This is a genomic window from Burkholderia sp. MBR-1 (assembly GCF_013822785.1).
GTDB classification, from domain to species: Bacteria; Pseudomonadota; Gammaproteobacteria; order Burkholderiales; family Burkholderiaceae; genus Burkholderia; species Burkholderia vietnamiensis.
In genome coordinates, this window is sequence record NZ_CP053610.1 from 1,008,667 (window position 1) to 1,026,086 (window position 17,420).

General features: G+C 68.4%; 12 protein-coding genes. 5 read left to right on the forward strand and 7 right to left on the reverse strand.

What is annotated here, in order from left to right; all coding sequences use genetic code 11:
- Window positions 1-13: 13 nt before the first annotated feature.
- Both MBR110_RS19255 and MBR110_RS19260 read left to right on the forward strand, forming a co-directional pair.
- Window positions 14-1,801: a chloride channel protein gene (locus MBR110_RS19255; RefSeq protein WP_011882351.1), complete on the forward strand. Its 1,788-nt coding sequence runs from the start codon at window positions 14-16 to the stop codon at window positions 1,799-1,801.
- Window positions 1,802-2,202: 401 nt separating this feature from the next.
- Entirely contained in the window at window positions 2,203-2,535 is a 333-nt protein-coding gene (locus MBR110_RS19260) for a hypothetical protein (RefSeq protein WP_174479779.1), read from the forward strand.
- A gap of 123 nt (window positions 2,536-2,658) precedes the next feature.
- On the opposite strand, the gene ppnP is transcribed toward MBR110_RS19260, so the two are convergent.
- Window positions 2,659-2,979 (reverse strand): pyrimidine/purine nucleoside phosphorylase, encoded by a 321-nt coding sequence (ppnP, locus tag MBR110_RS19265; RefSeq protein ID WP_014724785.1) that lies wholly within the window; start codon window positions 2,977-2,979, stop codon window positions 2,659-2,661.
- Window positions 2,980-3,142: 163 nt separating this feature from the next.
- Window positions 3,143-4,045, reverse strand: a complete 903-nt coding sequence (locus MBR110_RS19270) for a LysR substrate-binding domain-containing protein (RefSeq protein WP_014724784.1) — start codon at window positions 4,043-4,045, stop codon at window positions 3,143-3,145.
- Window positions 4,046-4,225: 180 nt separating this feature from the next.
- On the opposite strand from MBR110_RS19270, the gene MBR110_RS19275 reads away from it, so the two are divergent.
- Together MBR110_RS19275 and MBR110_RS19280 are read left to right on the forward strand one after the other, a co-directional pair.
- The gene (locus MBR110_RS19275) at window positions 4,226-4,459 is read left to right on the forward strand and encodes a hypothetical protein (RefSeq protein ID WP_045577924.1); all 234 of its coding nucleotides are present in this window, start codon (window positions 4,226-4,228) and stop codon (window positions 4,457-4,459) included.
- 42 nt (window positions 4,460-4,501) lie between these two features.
- Window positions 4,502-5,824 carry an MFS transporter gene (locus MBR110_RS19280; RefSeq protein ID WP_014724782.1) on the forward strand — a complete coding sequence of 441 codons (1,323 nt, stop codon included), beginning with the start codon at window positions 4,502-4,504 and terminating at the stop codon, window positions 5,822-5,824.
- Between the two features lie 85 nt (window positions 5,825-5,909).
- On the opposite strand, the gene MBR110_RS19285 is transcribed toward MBR110_RS19280, so the two are convergent.
- From MBR110_RS19285 to MBR110_RS19305, 5 genes are all read right to left on the reverse strand, one after another.
- Window positions 5,910-6,986 (reverse strand): porin, encoded by a 1,077-nt coding sequence (locus tag MBR110_RS19285; protein WP_441301375.1) that lies wholly within the window; start codon window positions 6,984-6,986, stop codon window positions 5,910-5,912.
- 90 nt (window positions 6,987-7,076) lie between these two features.
- Window positions 7,077-7,496, reverse strand: a complete 420-nt coding sequence (locus MBR110_RS19290; RefSeq protein WP_043292263.1) for a DoxX family protein — start codon at window positions 7,494-7,496, stop codon at window positions 7,077-7,079.
- A 166-nt stretch (window positions 7,497-7,662) separates the two neighbouring features.
- Window positions 7,663-8,940 (reverse strand): c-type cytochrome, encoded by a 1,278-nt coding sequence (locus tag MBR110_RS19295; RefSeq protein WP_011882359.1) that lies wholly within the window; start codon window positions 8,938-8,940, stop codon window positions 7,663-7,665.
- Window positions 8,941-8,942: 2 nt separating this feature from the next.
- On the reverse strand, window positions 8,943-10,562 hold the full coding sequence (locus MBR110_RS19300) for a GMC family oxidoreductase (protein WP_011882360.1): 1,620 nt from the start codon (window positions 10,560-10,562) through the stop codon (window positions 8,943-8,945).
- Window positions 10,562-11,068: a sugar dehydrogenase complex small subunit gene (locus MBR110_RS19305; protein WP_011882361.1), complete on the reverse strand. Its 507-nt coding sequence runs from the start codon at window positions 11,066-11,068 to the stop codon at window positions 10,562-10,564. The genes MBR110_RS19300 and MBR110_RS19305 overlap by 1 nt, the downstream gene beginning before the upstream one ends.
- A gap of 302 nt (window positions 11,069-11,370) precedes the next feature.
- Between MBR110_RS19305 and MBR110_RS19310 the strand changes: the two genes are divergently transcribed.
- Window positions 11,371-17,412 (forward strand): MG2 domain-containing protein, encoded by a 6,042-nt coding sequence (locus MBR110_RS19310; RefSeq protein WP_181709488.1) that lies wholly within the window; start codon window positions 11,371-11,373, stop codon window positions 17,410-17,412.
- Window positions 17,413-17,420 lie beyond the last annotated feature (8 nt).

Here is a 17,420-nt window from a genome sequence, read left to right on the forward strand (position 1 = left end):
CCTTCCGACTCCGATGAACGCACCGCACAAACGCGATTTCTCGACCAACGAGCGCCTGCCCAGGATCGCGCTGCTGGCAGCCGTGATCGGCCTGCTCAGCACGCTGGCCGCATTCGTGCTGTTGAGCCTGATCCATCTGTTCACGAACCTGTTCTTCTTCCAGCAGTTTTCGTTTGCGGATCGTTCGCCGGCCGCCAACGCGCTCGGCGCGTGGGTGATCGTGGTGCCGGTGATCGGCGGGCTGATCGTCGGGTTGATGGCGCGCTTCGGCTCCGAGAAGATCCGCGGCCACGGCATTCCGGAAGCCATCGAGGCGATCCTGTTCGGCAAGAGCCGCATGTCGCCGAAGGTGGCGGTGCTCAAGCCGCTGTCGTCGGGTGTCGTGATCGGCAGCGGCGGTCCGTTCGGCGCCGAAGGCCCGATCATCATGACGGGCGGTGCGCTCGGCTCGCTGATCGCGCAATGCGTGCACGTGACGGCCGCCGAGCGCAAGACGCTGCTCGTGGCCGGCGCGGCGGCCGGCATGACCGCCGTGTTCGGCACGCCGGTCGCGGCCGTGCTGCTCGCGGTCGAGCTGCTGCTGTTCGAATGGCGCCCGCGCAGTTTCCTGCCGGTCGCGCTCGCGTGCGCCGTGGCCGGCTTTGCGCGCGCCCTGTTCTTCGGCGTCGAGCCGCTGTTTGCGCTGACCACCGCGTCGCCGACGCCCGTCGCGCTGCTGTCGTGCATCGCCGCCGGCTTGCTGTCGGGGATGCTCGCGTGCGGGCTGTCCGCTGCGCTGTACCGCGTCGAAGACGGCTTCGCGAAACTGCCGGTCCACTGGATGTGGTGGCCGGCGCTGGGCGCGGTGGTGATCGGCATCGGCGGCTGGCTCGAGCCGCGCGCGCTCGGCGTCGGCTACGACGTGATCGGCGATCTGCTGCACCAGCACATCGCGCTGAAGATCGCACTCGCGCTGTTGATCGTGAAGGCCGTGATGTGGGTGATCGCGCTCGGCTCCGGCACCTCGGGCGGCGTGCTCGCGCCGCTGCTGATGCTCGGCGCGGGGCTCGGCACCGTGTTGTCGCCGGTGTTGCCCGGCGGCGATCCGGCGCTGTGGCCGCTGGTGTGCATGGCCGCGACGCTCGGCGCCACGCTCGGCGCGCCGTTGACGGCGATCGTGTTCGCGTTCGGCCTCACGCACGACGCGAACGCGCTGCTGCCGCTGCTCGCGGCAACGCTCGTCGCGCACGGCTTCGCGACCGTCGTGATGAAGCGCTCGATCATGACGGAGAAGATCGCGCGCCGCGGTTATCACATCTATCGCGAATACGGCGTCGATCCGCTCGAGCGGCACGACGTGGCCGAAGTGATGACGCCGGCCGAGGCGCTCGTCGCGGTCGACGGCGCCACGACGCTCGACGCCGTCGACGCGCAGTACTTCGGCGCGAAGCAGACCCATCGCGCGTACCCCGTCGTGCAGAACGGCCGCCTGCTCGGCGTCGTCGATCGTGCAACGCTCGACGCGCATCGCGCGCAAGCCGGCCCCGGCGCCACGCTCGCCAGCGTATTCGCCGAGCGTGCGCCGGCGGTCGCGCAGGCGCACGAGACGTGCCGCGTGGTCGCGTCGAGGCTCGCGATGCTCGGGCTCGAACGGCTGCCGGTCGTCGACGATCCGCAGTCGCTGCGCATCGTCGGCATCGTGTCGCGCAGCGACCTGATCAAACCCGCGCTCCAGCACTTCGACGACGAGCACAAGCGCGAGCGGTTCCGTCCCGTCGTACCGGTCAACCTGCGCAACGCCCGCGCACGCAACGCCGGCTGAGCGCCGCGGCGTGCGCACTGCCCCGCCGTCCCGCGCCCCGAACATCGTCGCGTTTAAACTTCGTTAACAATTCGTCAGACGAAATTTTGTCATCATGATGCTCATGCGACGGGGCCACCATTCAGCCATTCCACTCGTCATTCAATAAAGACGCGGCGCGACTTGCAGGCACATGCAGCGCGCCGCCGTATCACACCACCACACCCTCGGGGCAGCGAGCGGACCACGCAGCGCATCGTTGCGCATGCAGCGACACCGCGAACGTGCGGATTGCAGTTTGGCAAGCGCGTTAACAACTTGTTGCGCAATCGCCGGAACCGCATATGTCGGACGCAATCTCACAAGCACGCAGTTCTGCTGCGCATCCCACTCAATCAATCACGACTCGAGGGAGATACAACGTGAATCTGAAATATTTACCGTTCATCGCACTGACCGTGGCAATTTCTGCACATGCGGCCGATCCGGCCATGCAGAACGTGGGACAAAGCCAGAAGCCCGCTCAGGACGTGTCTGCGTGCATCGCGAAGACCTGGGCCGACAAGTCGCAGCAACAGGTGATTTCGCAGAACGTGCTGGCCAATGGCCTCGCGACCGACGTCTACGCACCGGGCCAGCAGCCGCCGAACGGCGCGGCCGCGATGGTGCGCCCGGCGCGGCAACCCGGCGCGAAAACGTGGGTCGGCATGCGCGGCGACGCGGCATCGGCCGGCGACATCAACGCCTGTCTGTAACGGCGAGTCGGACGGCCTTGCGCCGTCCCGATGCGACAAGCCCCGCTTCTGCGGGGCTTGTCATTTTTGCGCGCCGGCCGCGGCGCGCACCATGCATCGCGGCCGGCGTGCCTGCGTTCGCGCTTACAGGTAGCTGCAGACGTAGTCGAGCGTGTCGAGCACCTCGATGTCGAAGCGGCTGTTGCCCGGCACCGAGAACGATTCGCCGGCGCCGTAGGTTTGCCATTCGTTGCTGCCCGCGAGCTTCACGCGGCACTTGCCGGCCTGCACTTCCATCAATTCGGGCGCGTCCGTGCCGAAGTTGAGCGCGCACGGCAGGATCACGCCGAGCGTCTTGCGCGTGCCGTCCGGGAAGAGCACGGTATGCGACACGCACTTGCCGTCGAAATAGACGTTCGCGCGCTTGACGACCGATACGTTGTCGAATTGGGTTGCACTGGTCATGTGATGCCTCTGATTGCTGGATGCCGGTTGGCGTGTTGTCGAAAGCCGGCCGGGGCGGCAGGCCGGCCGCTATGATACCGGCTCGCAGGCGGCGGTCGATCGGCCGCCGTACCGGATCATCCGGATTTCCCTCCAGTCCGTCGTGCGCGACGTGCCATGCGGTTCATCGCAGCCCCTTGCGACGCGCGGAATCGCGCAGGCAGTCGAGCAGCATCGCGGCGGCCGGCGTGAGCGGGCTGTCGCGGCGCGTGACGACCTGAACCGACACGGCCGGCAGCCGCTCGCGAATCGGCAGCACCGTGAGCCGGTCGCGCGCCCATTCGCCTTGCAGCAATTGCTCGGGCATCGACGCGAGCAGATCGCAGCCGGTCATCAGGCTGTGCGCGAGCCCGAAGCTCGGACATTCGACGATCCGCTGCGGCAGCGGCAACCCATACGCGACGAACGAATTGAACAGCACCTGGGTCGAGCTTTCCGGCGACGGATTCATCAACCAGTCGGCATCGACGAGCTCGGCGAGCGAGGTGGCCGACGCGAGCGGATGCTCTTTGCGCGCGACGATCAGCGAGCGGCTCGCGTAGAGTTCCGCGTGATCGAATTCCGCCGCGAGCAGTTCGGGCACGACGACGGCCACCGCGAAATCGAGCGAGCCGTCGTGCAGCCGCGGCAGCGCGACGCCCGGAAAGCCTTCGATCAGGTTGACGCGCGCGACCGGAAAGCGCCGCCGAAACGCGCGGAACGCATCGGGCAAAATCGTCACCGCGGCGGCCGGCGTGATCGCCGCGGCGACCGAGCCGGTCATCGCGCCCTGCGCCTGCTCGATGTCGTCGCGCGCCCGCTGCATCTCGGCGACGATCAGCCGTGCGCGCACCTGCAGTTGCTGACCGAACGCGGTCAGCTGCACGCCGCGCGCGGTACGCACGACGAGCGACACGCCGAGCGCGATTTCCAGCTCCTTGACCGCCTTCGTCAGCGCTGCCGGCGACACGTTCAGGCGCCGCGCGGCCGCGCGGATGCTCCCTTCGTCCGCAACGGTGACGAATGCTTTGAGTTGATGGTATTTCATGGGGACACGCGTGAATCGGGGAAGCCCGCGCCCCGCGACGCAGGCCGGCTCGGGGTATTCCCGGGCGGCAACCGGTGGTGAGCACCAAAGCAATTTAGCAGCTTCTGGTGCGCGAAAGAAATTTATATGCTTGCTCGTCATATGCCTATCGAGCATCCCACCGCGCCGCCAGGAGAGTCCATGCTGCAAGCCGTGAACCCCGTCATTCCGGGCATCGCCGCGATCGCCGCCGAGCCGGTCGACGCGCATCGCCGCATCCACGCTCACCCGCACCCCGCAGTCGAGAAGACGCTCGCGAGCGCTGCGTTCGGCGGCTGCATGGCGCACGACTGCGGCCATGATTTCTATGACGATATCGTCGCGATCGCCGCGAGCGAGCGGGTGCGCGCGGCCGAACGCCGGCTCGCGGCCTGACGGCCTTCATCACGCAGTTCTGCGCCTCAGCAGGGGAACCTCATGGAAACGTCCGCCCTTCCGCTCGCCGGCTCGCCGGCCGATGCGCGCGCCGCCGCGCACAAGCGCCGCCTGATCGCGGCCGCCGCCGTCGGCAATGCGCTGGAGTTCTACGACTTCACGGTCTACAGCTTCTTCGCGATCCTGATCGGCAAGCTGTTCTTTCCGGTGCATTCGTCGTTCGGGCAGTTGATGCTGGCCGTCGCGAGCTTCGGTGTCGGCTTCGTCACGCGGCCGCTCGGCGGCCTCGTGATCGGCATGTACGCCGATCGCGCCGGCCGCAAGAACGCGATGATCGTCACGCTGCTGCTGATGGCGCTCGGCACCGCGACGATCGCGGTCGCGCCGACCTTCGCGCAGATCGGCATCGCCGCGCCGCTGTTGCTGGTGCTCGCGCGCCTGCTGCAAGGGTTCGCATCGGGCGGCGAAGTCGGCGCGTCGACGACGCTGCTGCTCGAACAAGCGCCGCAGCATCGCCGCGGCTACTACGCGTCGTTCCAGTTCTCGAGCCAGGGGCTCGCCGCGCTGGCCGGTGCGCTCACCGGCGTCGCGCTGACCTCGACGCTCACTGCCGCGCAGCTCGAAAGCTGGGGCTGGCGCGTGCCGTTCGTCATCGGCACGCTGTTCGTGCCGCTCGGCTACTGGCTGCGCCGCACCGTCGACGAAGTGCCGGCCGCCGCGCCTGCAACGCACGCCGCGCAACCCGCGGTCGCATCGCTGCCGCTCGCCGACGTGCTGCGTCATCACGGCAAGGCCGTGTTCGCGGGGCTCGGCGTGACGATCGGCGGCACGTCGATCCACTACATCATCGTGTTCTACATGGCGATCTACGGCGTGCAGGTACTGCATCTGCCGACGTGGCTGTCGATGACGGCCGGTTGCGTCGCCGGCGCGATCCTGATGCTGGTCACGCCGATCGGCGGCTATCTGTCGGACGTCTACGGGCGCAACCGGATCGTCTGGTGGACGCGCATCGCGCTGATGGTCGCGATCTATCCGGCGTTCATCGCGTTGAATCGCTGGCCGGGCGCCGCGTCGCTGCTGTCGATCATCGCCGCGCTGTCGATCGTGCACGCGATCAACATCGGCGCGACCGGCGCGATGCTCGGCGAGCTGTTTCCGCGTGCGGTGCGCGCCACCGGCGGCGCGCTGGTGTACAGCGTGGGCGTCGCGATCTTCGGCGGCTTCGCGCAGTTCTTCGTCACGTGGCTGATCGCGGCGACCGGCAATCCGAACGCGCCCGCGTGGTATGCGATCGGATGCGGCACGCTGACGCTGCTCGCGATCCGCTCCATGGACGAGAAGGCCGGCAAATCGCTCGATTGAGCGGCGCGTGACGCGCCCGCCATGAACGACCGCGGCAACGCACGGCCCATCATCGTCCGTGCATTGCCCGCGGCTCGCGCGACGTTCAGAACGTGTGCATCATCCCGACGTAGGCGCCGGTCTGCGATTCGCCGGTCAGCGGGCTCGTGCCGGACGTCGCGTCGCGCGGCGATGCGAGCAGCGAGAAGTTCGAATTGCCGCCGTTGCGCACGTACGCGACCGTGCCGTACAGGAAGGTGCGCTTCGACAGGTTGTAGGTCGTGCCGAGCACATACATCATCGCGTGGCCGGACGGATCGTGCGAGGCATCGCCGCCGCCGTCGCCGACCTTCACGTAGTAGCCGCCGCCCGTCACCGCCCACTGCGGCGTGGCCGTGTAGGTCGCGCCGAGCCAGTAGTGATCGGCACGGTCCGCGACGCCGGCCGGGCTGTCCGGCGCCTGGTAGTGCGTATACGCGCCCTGGATCTTGAACTGCGACACCTTCACGTTCGCGCCGACGAAATACTCGCGCGACGCCGTGAAGATGTTGCTCATCTTGCCGTTGCGGTCGCGCAGCTCGTCGTAGATGCCGCGCACGTCGAGCAGCGGCGAGTGGTACGAGATCATGATCCCGTCCGAGCGGCCGAAATCGTCGGCCGCGCCGTAGTTGAAGCCGCGCGACTGGTTGCCGAACGCATACTGCGCCTGCACGTCGAAGCCGCCGATCACCGGGCTGTGATATTCGACGTTGTTGCTGCTCTGCTGCCAGTTGCGGCCGCGCACGAGCGACGCCGACGAAAACGCCTGCTGGACGAACGGATCGAATTCCCACACGCCGTCGCTGTCGATGAACAGGTTGCGGCCAGCCTGCAGCTGGCCCCACGTGTCGCTCTTCAGGCCGACGTACGCGCGGCGCGACCACATGCGTCCGCCGCCCGTCGTGCCGTTCATCACCTGGAACGCGGTTTCCAGATTGAAGACCGTCGACATCCCGCCGCCGAGATCCTCGAAGCCCTTCAGGCCGAACATGCTGGTGCCCCAGTCGCCGCCCTCCGCGCTCCAGCGCGTCGCGCTGCCGCTCGGCGTCGCGATGTGGTTCAGGTATTCGACGCCGCCGTCGATGCGGCCGTACAGCGTCACGCTCGTCTGCGCGAGCGCGGTGGCCGGCGCGGCGGCTGCCATCAGCCATGCGAAGTGTTTGAGTCGCAAAATGATGCCCCCTCGGAGTCTCGACCGTCCGGCACGCGCCCCATGCGCGCGCCGGCGGCCCGTTCATCCTCGATCGACCGAAAAACGTCCGGGGCCTGCCGCGCACAGTGCGAGCAGGCCGCCGGCGATCGCGATGTTCTTGTAGAAATGAATCATGTTGTCGATCTGCGCGCCGCCCGTCATCGTCCAGTAGCGATGGCCGATGAGTGCGGTGCCGATCGTATACAGCGCCAGCAGCAGCGCGAGCGCGCGCGTCTGGAACCCGACCAGGATGGCGATGCCGGCGAACAGCTCCATCACGACGGCGATCGCCGCCGAGACGATCGGCGCCGGCGCGCCTTCGCTGCCCATGAACGCGATCGTGCCGGAGAAGTCGACGATCTTCTTCCAGCCGAACATCACGAACAGGATCACGAGCAGGATGCGGGACAGCAGCAGCAGCACATCGCGCTGGGACGCGAGAAACGGTTGATTCGGTGTCATGGTGTGATCAACGAAAGCGGTGCGCGCAACCGCACGCACCGGATTGCCTGTGAACCGGGGCGAACGACGCTCGCGCCGCCCGCCCCGCTCTGCAACAACCGGCATCGGGGCCAACCGATGTGCTGTGCTCCTCCTGTCGTCCGTGTTGCCGCGACTGCCGCGCGCGTCAGCGCGCCTTCGCGACGTCCTGCTCGGTCACCTTCGCGGCCGGGTTGCCGAACTGCCCGGTCAGGTAGTTCGTCAGCGCGGCGATCTGCGCATCCGACAGCTCGTTGCGGAACGCGGGCATCCCGACGTCCTCGCTGCCGGCCTTGCGCTGCACGCCGTTCAGGATCACCTGCACGAGGTTCGACGGATTCGACGCACCGACCGTCGAGTTGTGGAACAGCGACGGGTAGTAACCGTCAGGCGTGCCCTTGCCCTGCATCTGATGGCACGTCGCGCAGTTGCCGAGATACAGCCGCGCCGGATCGATGCCCGACGACGCGAGCCCGACGCCGCGCAGCTTCAACCCGTCCTCGGCCGGCTTGCCCCACGACGAACGCGACTGCTTCGCATCGCCGTCGGCGACGGCCGGCACCGTGCGGATATACGTCGCGATCGCGCCGATGTCCGAGTCGGTCATCTTCGAGAAGCTGTGCTGGACCGCCTCGGCCATCGGGCCGGCCGCCTGCGCGAGCCCCGGCACGCTGCCGGTGCGCAGATACTGGACGAGCTGCTGCTGCGTCCAGCCGCCGATCCCGGCGTTCGGGTCCGACGTGATGTTGTAGCCGTCCCAGCCCGCCAGCACCGAGCCCGACAGGAAGCTGCCGCCCGTTTCGTCGAGCGACTTCTCCTGCATCGCGATGCCGCGCGGCGTGTGGCACGTGCTGCAGTGCGCGAGGCCCTGCACGAGGTACGCGCCGCGGTTCCACTCGGCGCTCTGCGATGGCTTCGGCTGGTACGCGCCGTCCTTCAGGAACAGCCAGTTCCAGATCTTCAGCGGCCAGCGCGCGCTCAGCAGCGCGGGGATCTCGTTCTTCGGCGGCGTCTGGCGGACCGGCTCGACGCCGTGCATGAAGTACGCGTACAACGCCTGCACGTCGTCGTCGTTGATCTTCGCGTACGACACGTACGGCATCGCCGGATACAGGTTGTCGCCGTTCTTCGACACGCCGTGGCGCACCGCGCGCTCGAAGTCCTCGAAGGTCCACTTGCCGATGCCGGTGTCCGGGTCGGGCGTGATGTTGCTCGTATAGATCTTGCCGAGCTTCGGCACCGGCATGCCGAGGCCGCCCGCGAACGGCTTGCCGCCCTTCGCGGTGTGACATGCCATGCAGTCGCCGGCGACGGCGAGATATTCGCCGCGCTTGATCTGCGCGGGATCGGCCGAGTCGGCCGCGCGCGCGAAGCCCGGCAGCGCGAGGCAGCCGGCCACGAGGAAGGTGAGAGTAGATTTCCGCACGGTCAGACTTCCTTCTTCAGCGTGTCCGAGATGCGCAGCGCCAGCGCCGCGATCGTCAGCGTCACGTTCACCGTGCCGACGGTCGGCATCGTCGCGCTGCTCGAGATGAACAGGTTCGGATGGTCGAACGTGCGGCAGTCCTTGTCGACGACGGAGTCGCGCGCATCGGCGCCCATGATCGTCGAGCCGGTGATGTGGTTGTTCGGCGCGAACTCGTCGTTGAACACGACGTCCGTGCCGCCCAGCACCTGCGCGGCGGTCGCGTAGACCTCGCGCGTGTGCACCGCGCCGCGCTTCACGTAGTCGTCGATCGCGTAGGTGATTTCCGGACGCGGAATGCCGATCGCATCGGTCGCCGTCTTGCTCGGCACGATGCGGTTCTCGGGCTGCGGCAGGATTTCGTGGAAACAGTCGAACTGCACGTAGCGCGCGGAGCGGTCGCGGATCTGCGCGTCCAGCTCGGCCGGCTTCATCAGCTTGCCGGCCTTGAAGATCTTCTGCGTCTCCTGGTTGATGCGCGACATGTTCGACAGGTGGATCTTCTTCGCGGCTTCGGTCGCGCGGAACGGACCGTCGCGGAAGCCGATCAGCGACGTCATTTCCTGCGGGCCGCGGCCCGGCCACAGCTTCTCGCTCGCATAGAACGACACGCCGGTGCCCGGATGGTCCATCAGGTTGCGGCCGACCATGTCGGAGCTGTTCGCGACGCCGTTCGGAAAATCGCGGTTCGCCGACATCAGCAGGATCTTCGGCGTCTCGATGCCGTTCGCGGCGAGCACGAAGTACTTGCCCTCGACGCGATGGTCGGCGCCCGTCTTGTCCTTGTAGATCGCGGCGACGATGCGCTTGTCCGGGCCGGTCTCCAGCTTGTAGACGACCGCGCTGTCGATCAGCTTCGCGCCCGCCTGCTCGGCCTTCTCGACGTGCACGATGCCGTTGTACATCGCGCCGATCGGGCAGATCGGCATGCAGTTGTTGTTGCCGCAACAGGTCGGCCGGCCGTCGTACGGCCGGCTGTTGCGCGCCACCGGCTCGGTGACCACGTGGTACTTCGCGTCATGGGCGTTCAGCGCGCTCTTGATCGTCTGCTCGTTGAACGACAACGGCAGCGGCGGCATCGGATACGGCTGCTTGCGCGGCGAGTACAGATCTTCCTCGGGGCCGGGGCCCCACACGCCGAGCTCTTCCTCCGCGCGCTGGTAATAATGCTCGAGATCGTCGTACTGGATCGGCCAGTCGCGACCGACGCCGTACACCGTCTTCATCTTGAAGTCGTTCGGGATGAAGCGCCACGCCGACGCGGCCCAGTGCCACGTCGTGCCGCCCACCGCACGGATGTACTGCGAATTGAACTTGTGCTCGCCCTTCAGGATCAGGTAGTCGTTGGGCGGGCCGTATTCCGGATGCGGTGCCCAGGGGCTCGACGGGTACGGCGCCATGAAGTCCGTCTTGTCCGGCTGGTTGCGAAAGCGCTCGACGATTTCCCAGCGCGGCATGCGCGGGCCTGCCTCGAGCAGGATCACCGATTTGCCGGTCGACGCGAGCTGGTGCGCGACGATCGCGCCCGCGACACCGGACCCGACGACCACGACGTCGGCTTTTTGCGTATCGGTACCGGCCATCAGACTTGCCTCTCGATCGGTTTTTCGGCCCAGAAGCCGGGTTTGTTGGGGCAATACGAAGGAATCACGAGCGTGTCGGAGACGACGTCGAACATCAATGCTTCTTCGTAGGCAATCACGACGTTGTCGACGATGCCGAGATACCACGCCCCGAGAATCGTCAGCGCGGAGGCTTCCTGGTCCGCGCTCAACGAGCCGGACGCGAGCGCGCCGGCGAGCTGCGACAGACCGTCGGCGGTCTTGAAGGAGCCCTTCTGCAATGCTTGCAGATAGCGTTCGCCGAGCACGCGGCTCAGCCCTTTCTTGCCCGTCAACGCTTCGGAGAGCGTCATGAACGTGTCGAGCGGCGCGTTGCCGGGACTGTCGGCCAGGGCCCGCAACGCCAGCGAGCCGGTCAGGCCCGCCGCCGTCAGCGCCAGTGCGCCCTGCAGCCATTGACGCCGCGTGATGCCGCTTGCGGCTGCGTCGCTGTCGCGACGCGATTGGGGGGTGTTGTCGTTGTGCATGTTTCCTTCTCTCGAACACCGGATTCGGGAAAACCACGCTTGATATTTATCAAACTTTCGCGCGGCCCTGAAATGTACGCGCTCAATCCGAATTGGACAATCCTTTTATAGTTCAATAATTGTTCCGCAATCCGACACGATCCGGATTTCGCCGAGATTGTGTGTCGGCCGCGCGACAACGGGCGCGCCCGGTCGCGCTGTCGCAAGCCCGTCACACACCGCTTCCCGCCCTCCGCTCGCCTGCCCGTCGGTTAGAATCCCGTGCAATCAAACAGAAAGCTTCCCTCCGAGGGCATCGAGCGATGAAGCAGCACGACAAACACAACAAAGCCAATCGAACTCACCACATCACACGGCTGCTCTGGCGCATCGGCGCGCTCGCCGCACTCGGCGCCGCGACCGCGGTGTCGCTGCACGCCGGCGCCGCGCGCACCGTGAGCGTGTCGCCGCAAGGCACCGCCACGCAAGTCCGGCAAAGCGTCGTCAAGTTCGACGAAGCGATGGTCCCGTTCGGCTCGGCGTCCGCGCCGGCTCCCGCGCGCATGACCTGCACCGATGCCGCCGCCGCGCGCGGCCAGGGCCACTGGCTCGACGACAAGACCTGGGTCTACGACTTCGAGGACGACCTGCCGCCGGGCGTGCGCTGTTCGCTCGCGCTCAACGACACGCTGCGCTCGGTCGCCGGCAATGCGCTCGCCGGCCCCCGCCGCTTCATGTTTCAAACCGGCGGCCCGTTCCCGGTCAGCGTCCGCCCCGGCTCGCACGAGATCGAGGAGCGCCAGGTGTTCGTGCTGAAGCTGAACGGCCCGGCCGAGCCGCGCTCCGCGCTCGCCAACATCTGGTGCGAAGCGGCCGGCATCGGCAACCGGATTCCGGTCACCGCCGCCGACGACACCACCCGCGCCGCGCTGCTCGATCACTTCGGGCTCAAGAAGGACGCCGCGCGCGTGCTGACGCTGTCGTGCGCGCAGGCGCTGCCCGCCAGCGCGAAGATGCAGCTCGTCTACGGCCGCGGCGTCGCGAGCCCGAGCGGCATCGCGAACGACACCGAGCGCCGCTTCGACTTCACCGTGCGCGAGCCGTTCGCCGCGAGCTTCTCGTGCGAGCGCGAGAACGCGAAGGCGCCCTGCACCCCGCTGCGGCCGCTCACGCTGTCGTTCAACGCGCCGATCACCCGCAAGAACGCCGAAGCGATCCGGCTGCGCGGCCCTGACGGTTCGCTTTCACCGACCTTCGCCGCCGACGACCACAGCGACGAAGTGACGACCGTCACGTTCAACCCGCCGCTGCCCGCGCAGACGAACCTGACGCTCGAGTTGCCGTCCGGCCTGCGCGACGTGACCGACCGGCCGCTCGCGAACGCCGACCTGTTCCCGCTTGCAACGCGTACCGCGCCGATGCCGCCGCTTGCAAAATTTTCGTCGGGCACGTTCGGCATCGTCGAACGCTTCGCGGAGCCCGGCACGCCTGCGCTGGTGCCCGTCACGCTGCGCAACGTCGAAGCCGATCTCCACGTCGCGGGCCTGAACACGGCCGGTGCGCAATTCTCGAACCTGAAGGTCGACGACGACACCGCGATCCGCGAATGGATGCGCACCGTCGCGCGCTTCGACAACTGGTCGATGACGGCCGGCACGATCGACGAGCAGATGCCGGGGCTGCTGCGGCGCAAGGGCCAGCACCCCGTCTACGTGCCGCTGCAGGCCGGGGAAAAGATGCCCGCGCCGGCCGATCGCCGCATCGACGTGCGCTCGCTGTCGCTGCTCGCCGGCGCACCGGGCGCGCACGCGCTGACGCTGCCGAAGGCCGATCCGAAGACGCTGCGCCCGTTCGAGATCGTCGGCGTACCGATCGACAAGCCGGGCTTCTACGTGCTCGAACTCGCGTCGCCGGCGCTCGGCCGCTCGCTGCTCGCGAAGCCGTCGAGCATGTACGTGCGCACCACGGTGCTGGTCACCAATCTCGGCGTGCACCTGAAACAGGGCCGCGAGAACAACCTCGTGTGGGTCACGACGCTCGACAAGGGCAAGCCGGTGCCGAACGCGCAGATTCGCGTCTCGGATTGCAACGGCGACGAAATCGCAGCGGGCAAGACCGACGCACAAGGGCTGCTGAAGATCGACGGCCCGTTCGAGCCGCAGCGCGAATGCCACACGTCGGAGCGAGGCTTCGACGATTACTTCGTGTCCGCGCGCGTCGACGATCCGAAGACGGGCCCCGACATGGCCTTCGTCAGCTCGAACTGGAACCGCGGGATCGAAGCGTGGCGCTTCAACGTGCCGACCGACACCGACAGCGCGCCGACCGTGCGTGCGCATACCGTGTTCGACCGCACGCTGCTGCGGGCCGGCGAGACGGTGTCGATGAAGCACTTCGTGCGCACCGAGACGCTGCAGAGCCTCGCGTTCCCGGCGCAATACCCGAGCCGCGTGACGATCCGCCACCTCGGCTCCGACCAGACCTACAAGCTGCCGCTCACGTGGTCGGCCGACCATAGCGCGGACACGCAGTTCACGCTGCCGCAGGCGGCGAAGCTCGGCGAATACAGCGTCACGCTCGAAGGCGGCCCGGACGACGCGCCCACCTCCAGTTACTACAGCGGCAGCTTCCGCGTCGAGGCGTTCCGCCTGCCGGTGCTCAAAGGCACCATCGGCGCGCGCGACGCGCAGAAGAGCCCGCTCGTCGCGGTCAAGGAAGCGCCGCTCGCGGTGCAGATCGACTACGTGTCGGGCGGCGGCGCATCGAACCTGCCGGTGCAGGTGTCGGCGCTGATGAAATGGGCGTCGCCGCCGTTCGCCGACCGCTTCGAGGACTTCAGCTTCGCGCCCTATCGTCCCGAGCGCAGCGACGGCAACGCCGACGACGACGCGCAGGACGGCGACAACACGCCGGCCGCGAACGACGATCCCGACGCGACCCGCCTGATCGCCGACAAGCTGCCGCTCACGCTCGACCGCAACGGCGCAGGCTCGGTCACGCTGAAGGGCCTGCCGGACGTCGACGCGCCGAAGCGCGTCGCGCTCGAGGCCACCTTCGCGGACCCGAACGGCGAAGTGCAGACGATCCGCGGCGACACGATCCTCTGGCCGGCCGCCGTGGTGGCCGGCATCAAGGCCGGCCATTGGGTGTCGGTCGGCCAGCGCGTGCCGGTGCAGGCGCTCGCGGTCGACCTGCAGGGCAAGCCGCGCGCGTCGGTGCCGATCGAGATCAGGGGCGTCGCGCACGTCACGACGTCGTCGCGCAAGCGGATGGTCGGCGGCTTCTACGCGTACGACAACAAGAGCGACACGCGCGAGATCGGCGTGCTGTGCTCGGGCAAGACCGACGACAAGGGCCGCATGGCCTGCGACGCGAAGCTCGAACAGGCCGGCAACGTGCAGCTGATCGCGGTCGCGAAGGACGGCGACGGCCGCGTGTCGAACGCGGCGACGTCGGTGTGGGTCACGCGCGAGGACGACCTGTGGTTCGGCGGCGACAACACCGACCGGATCGACGTGATTCCGGAGAAAACCTCGTACGAGCCGGGCGAAACCGCGCGCTTCCAGGTGCGCATGCCGTTCCGCTACGCCACCGCGCTGGTCGCGGTCGAACGCGGCGGCGTGATGGAGACGCACATCGTCGAGCTGAACGGCAAGAACCCGACCGTCGACCTGAAGGTCGGCGAATCGTGGGGGCCGAACGTCTACGTGTCGGTGCTCGCGCTGCGCGGCCGGATACGCGAAGTGCCGTGGTACTCGTTCTTCACGTGGGGCTGGAAGGCGCCGGTCGAATGGGCGCGCGCGTTCTGGACGGAAGGCCGCCACTACGAGGCGCCGACCGCGTTCGTCGATCTGTCGAAACCGGCGTTCCGCTACGGCCTCGGCGAAATCAAGGTCGGCACGGCCGTGCATCGCCTCGGCGTGACCGTGACCACCGACGCGACGCGCTACACGGTGCGCGGCAAGGCGCAGGCGCACGTGAAGGTCACGCTGCCGAACGGACAGTCGGCCCCGGCCGGCACGCAGATCGCCGTCGCAGCCGTCGACGAGGCGCTGCTCGAACTGATGCCGAACAACAGCTGGGACCTGCTCGGCGCGATGCTGCAGCGCCGTGCCTACGGCGTCGAGACGGCCACTGCGCAGATGGAGATCGTCGGCCGCCGCCACTTCGGCCGCAAGGCCGTGCCGGCCGGCGGCGGCGGCGGCAGTGCGCCGACGCGCGAGCTGTTCGACACGCTGCTGCTGTGGAATCCGCGCGTGACGCTCGACGCGAACGGCAGCGCGACCGTCGAGGTGCCGCTGAACGACGCGCTCACGCGCTTCCGGATCGTCGCGATCGCGGCGGTCGGCCCCGACCGCTTCGGCACCGGCAGCACGTCGATCCGCAGCACGCAGGATCTCCAGCTGATTTCCGGCCTGCCGCCGCTGGTGCGCGAAGGCGATGCGTTCCGCGCGCAGCTCACGCTGCGCAACACGACCGAGCGCGCGATGCAGGTGGTCGTGACGCCGCACGTGACGGGCCTCGACGTCGCGCCGCAGTCCGTCTCGCTCGCGGCCAACGCGGCCGCCGAGGTCGCGTGGACCATCACCGTGCCGCAACAGGCGCTCGACGCGGCCGGCGCGCTGAACTGGCGCATCGACGCGGCCGAGCAAGGTGGCAAGCATGCGTCCGACGCGCTCGCCGTCACGCAGAAGGTCGTGCCGGCGCTGCCGGTCACCGTGCAGCAGGCGACGCTCGCGCAGGTCGACGGCACGCTGACGTTGCCGGTCGCGCCGCCCGCGGGCGCCGTGAGCGACGCGCAGGGCGCGACGCGCGGCGGCATCGCCGTATCGCTGCAAGCGAAGCTCGCCGACGGCCTGCCCGGCGTGCGCCGCTGGTTCGAGCGCTATCCGTACCGCTGCCTCGAACAGCAGACGTCGCGCGCGATCGGCCTGCACGATGCCGCGCAATGGCAGGCGCTGGTCGCGCGCATGCCCGTCTATCTCGACAGCGACGGGCTCGCCAGCTACTTCCCGCCGCCGTCGGACGATGCGCACTACGGCAGTCCGACGCTGTCGTCGTACCTGCTCGTGGTCGCCGACGAAGCCGGCCGCCTCGACCCGCGCTTCGCGCTGCCGGAAGACCTGCGCACGCAGCTCGAAGCCGGCCTCGCGCGCTTCGTCGACGGCCGCGTCGAGCGCAACGCCTGGGCGCCGCGCCAGGATCGCGACCTGCGCAAGCTCGCCGCGATCGAGGCGCTGTCGCGGTACGGCGCCGCGCAAGGCCGCATGCTCGGCTCGATCGAAATCGCGCCGAACCAGTGGCCGACGTCGGCGGTGATCGACTATCACGCGATCCTCAGGCGCGTGAAGGACATCCCGCAGCGCGACGCGAAACTGGCGCAGGCCGAACAGATCCTGCGCGCACGCCTGACCTACCAGGGTACGCAGCTCGTCTTCTCGACCGCGCGCGACGACGACCTGTGGTGGCTGATGACGAGCAACGAGACCAACGCCGCGCGCCTCGCGCTCGAGTTCGCCGGCGACCCGGCGTGGAAGGACGAGATGCCGCGCGTGACGGCCGGCCTGCTCGCGCTGCAACGCCAGGGCGCGTGGCAGACGACCACGTCGAACGCACTCGGCCAGCTCGCCGTCGAGCGCTTCTCGCATACCTACGAGAGCACGCCGGTCGCCGGCACGACGAAGGTCGCGCTCGGCGGCAGCGAGCGCGCGATCTCGTGGTCGCAGGCGCCGGCAGCCGATGCGGGCGGATCGGCCACCGCGGCCACCGCGGCGACCCGCGCGGCCGCCGCGCGCAGCGTGCTGATGCCGTGGCCGCGCGCGACGCAGGGGCCGGCCACGCTGTCGGTCACGCAGGACGGCACCGGCCGCCCGTGGGCGACGGTCGAGAGCCTCGCGGCCGTGCCGCTGCGCGCGCCGTTCGCGGCCGGCTACCGGATCGCGAAGACGATCACGCCCGTGTCGCCGGCCGCGCGCGGCGTGCTGACCCGCGGCGACGTGGTGCGCGTGCGCCTCGACATCGACGCGCAGAGCGACATGACGTGGGTGGTCGTCAACGATCCGATTCCGTCCGGCGCGACGATCCTCGGCTCGGGCCTCGGCCGCGATTCGGAAGCCGCGACGCAGGACGAGAAGCGGCCCGACGGCGCATGGCCGGCCTTCGTCGAGCGCGACTTCGACGGCTACCGCGCGTATTACGACTATCTGCCGAAGGGCAAATTCTCGGTCGAGTACACGGTGCGGCTGAACAACGTCGGCACCTTCGGGCTGCCGCCGACGCGCGTCGAGGCGCTGTATGCGCCGTCGGTGTACGGGCTGTGGCCGAACCCGCCGATGACGGTCAAGCCGGCCGACGCGGGCAAGTGACGGGCGCG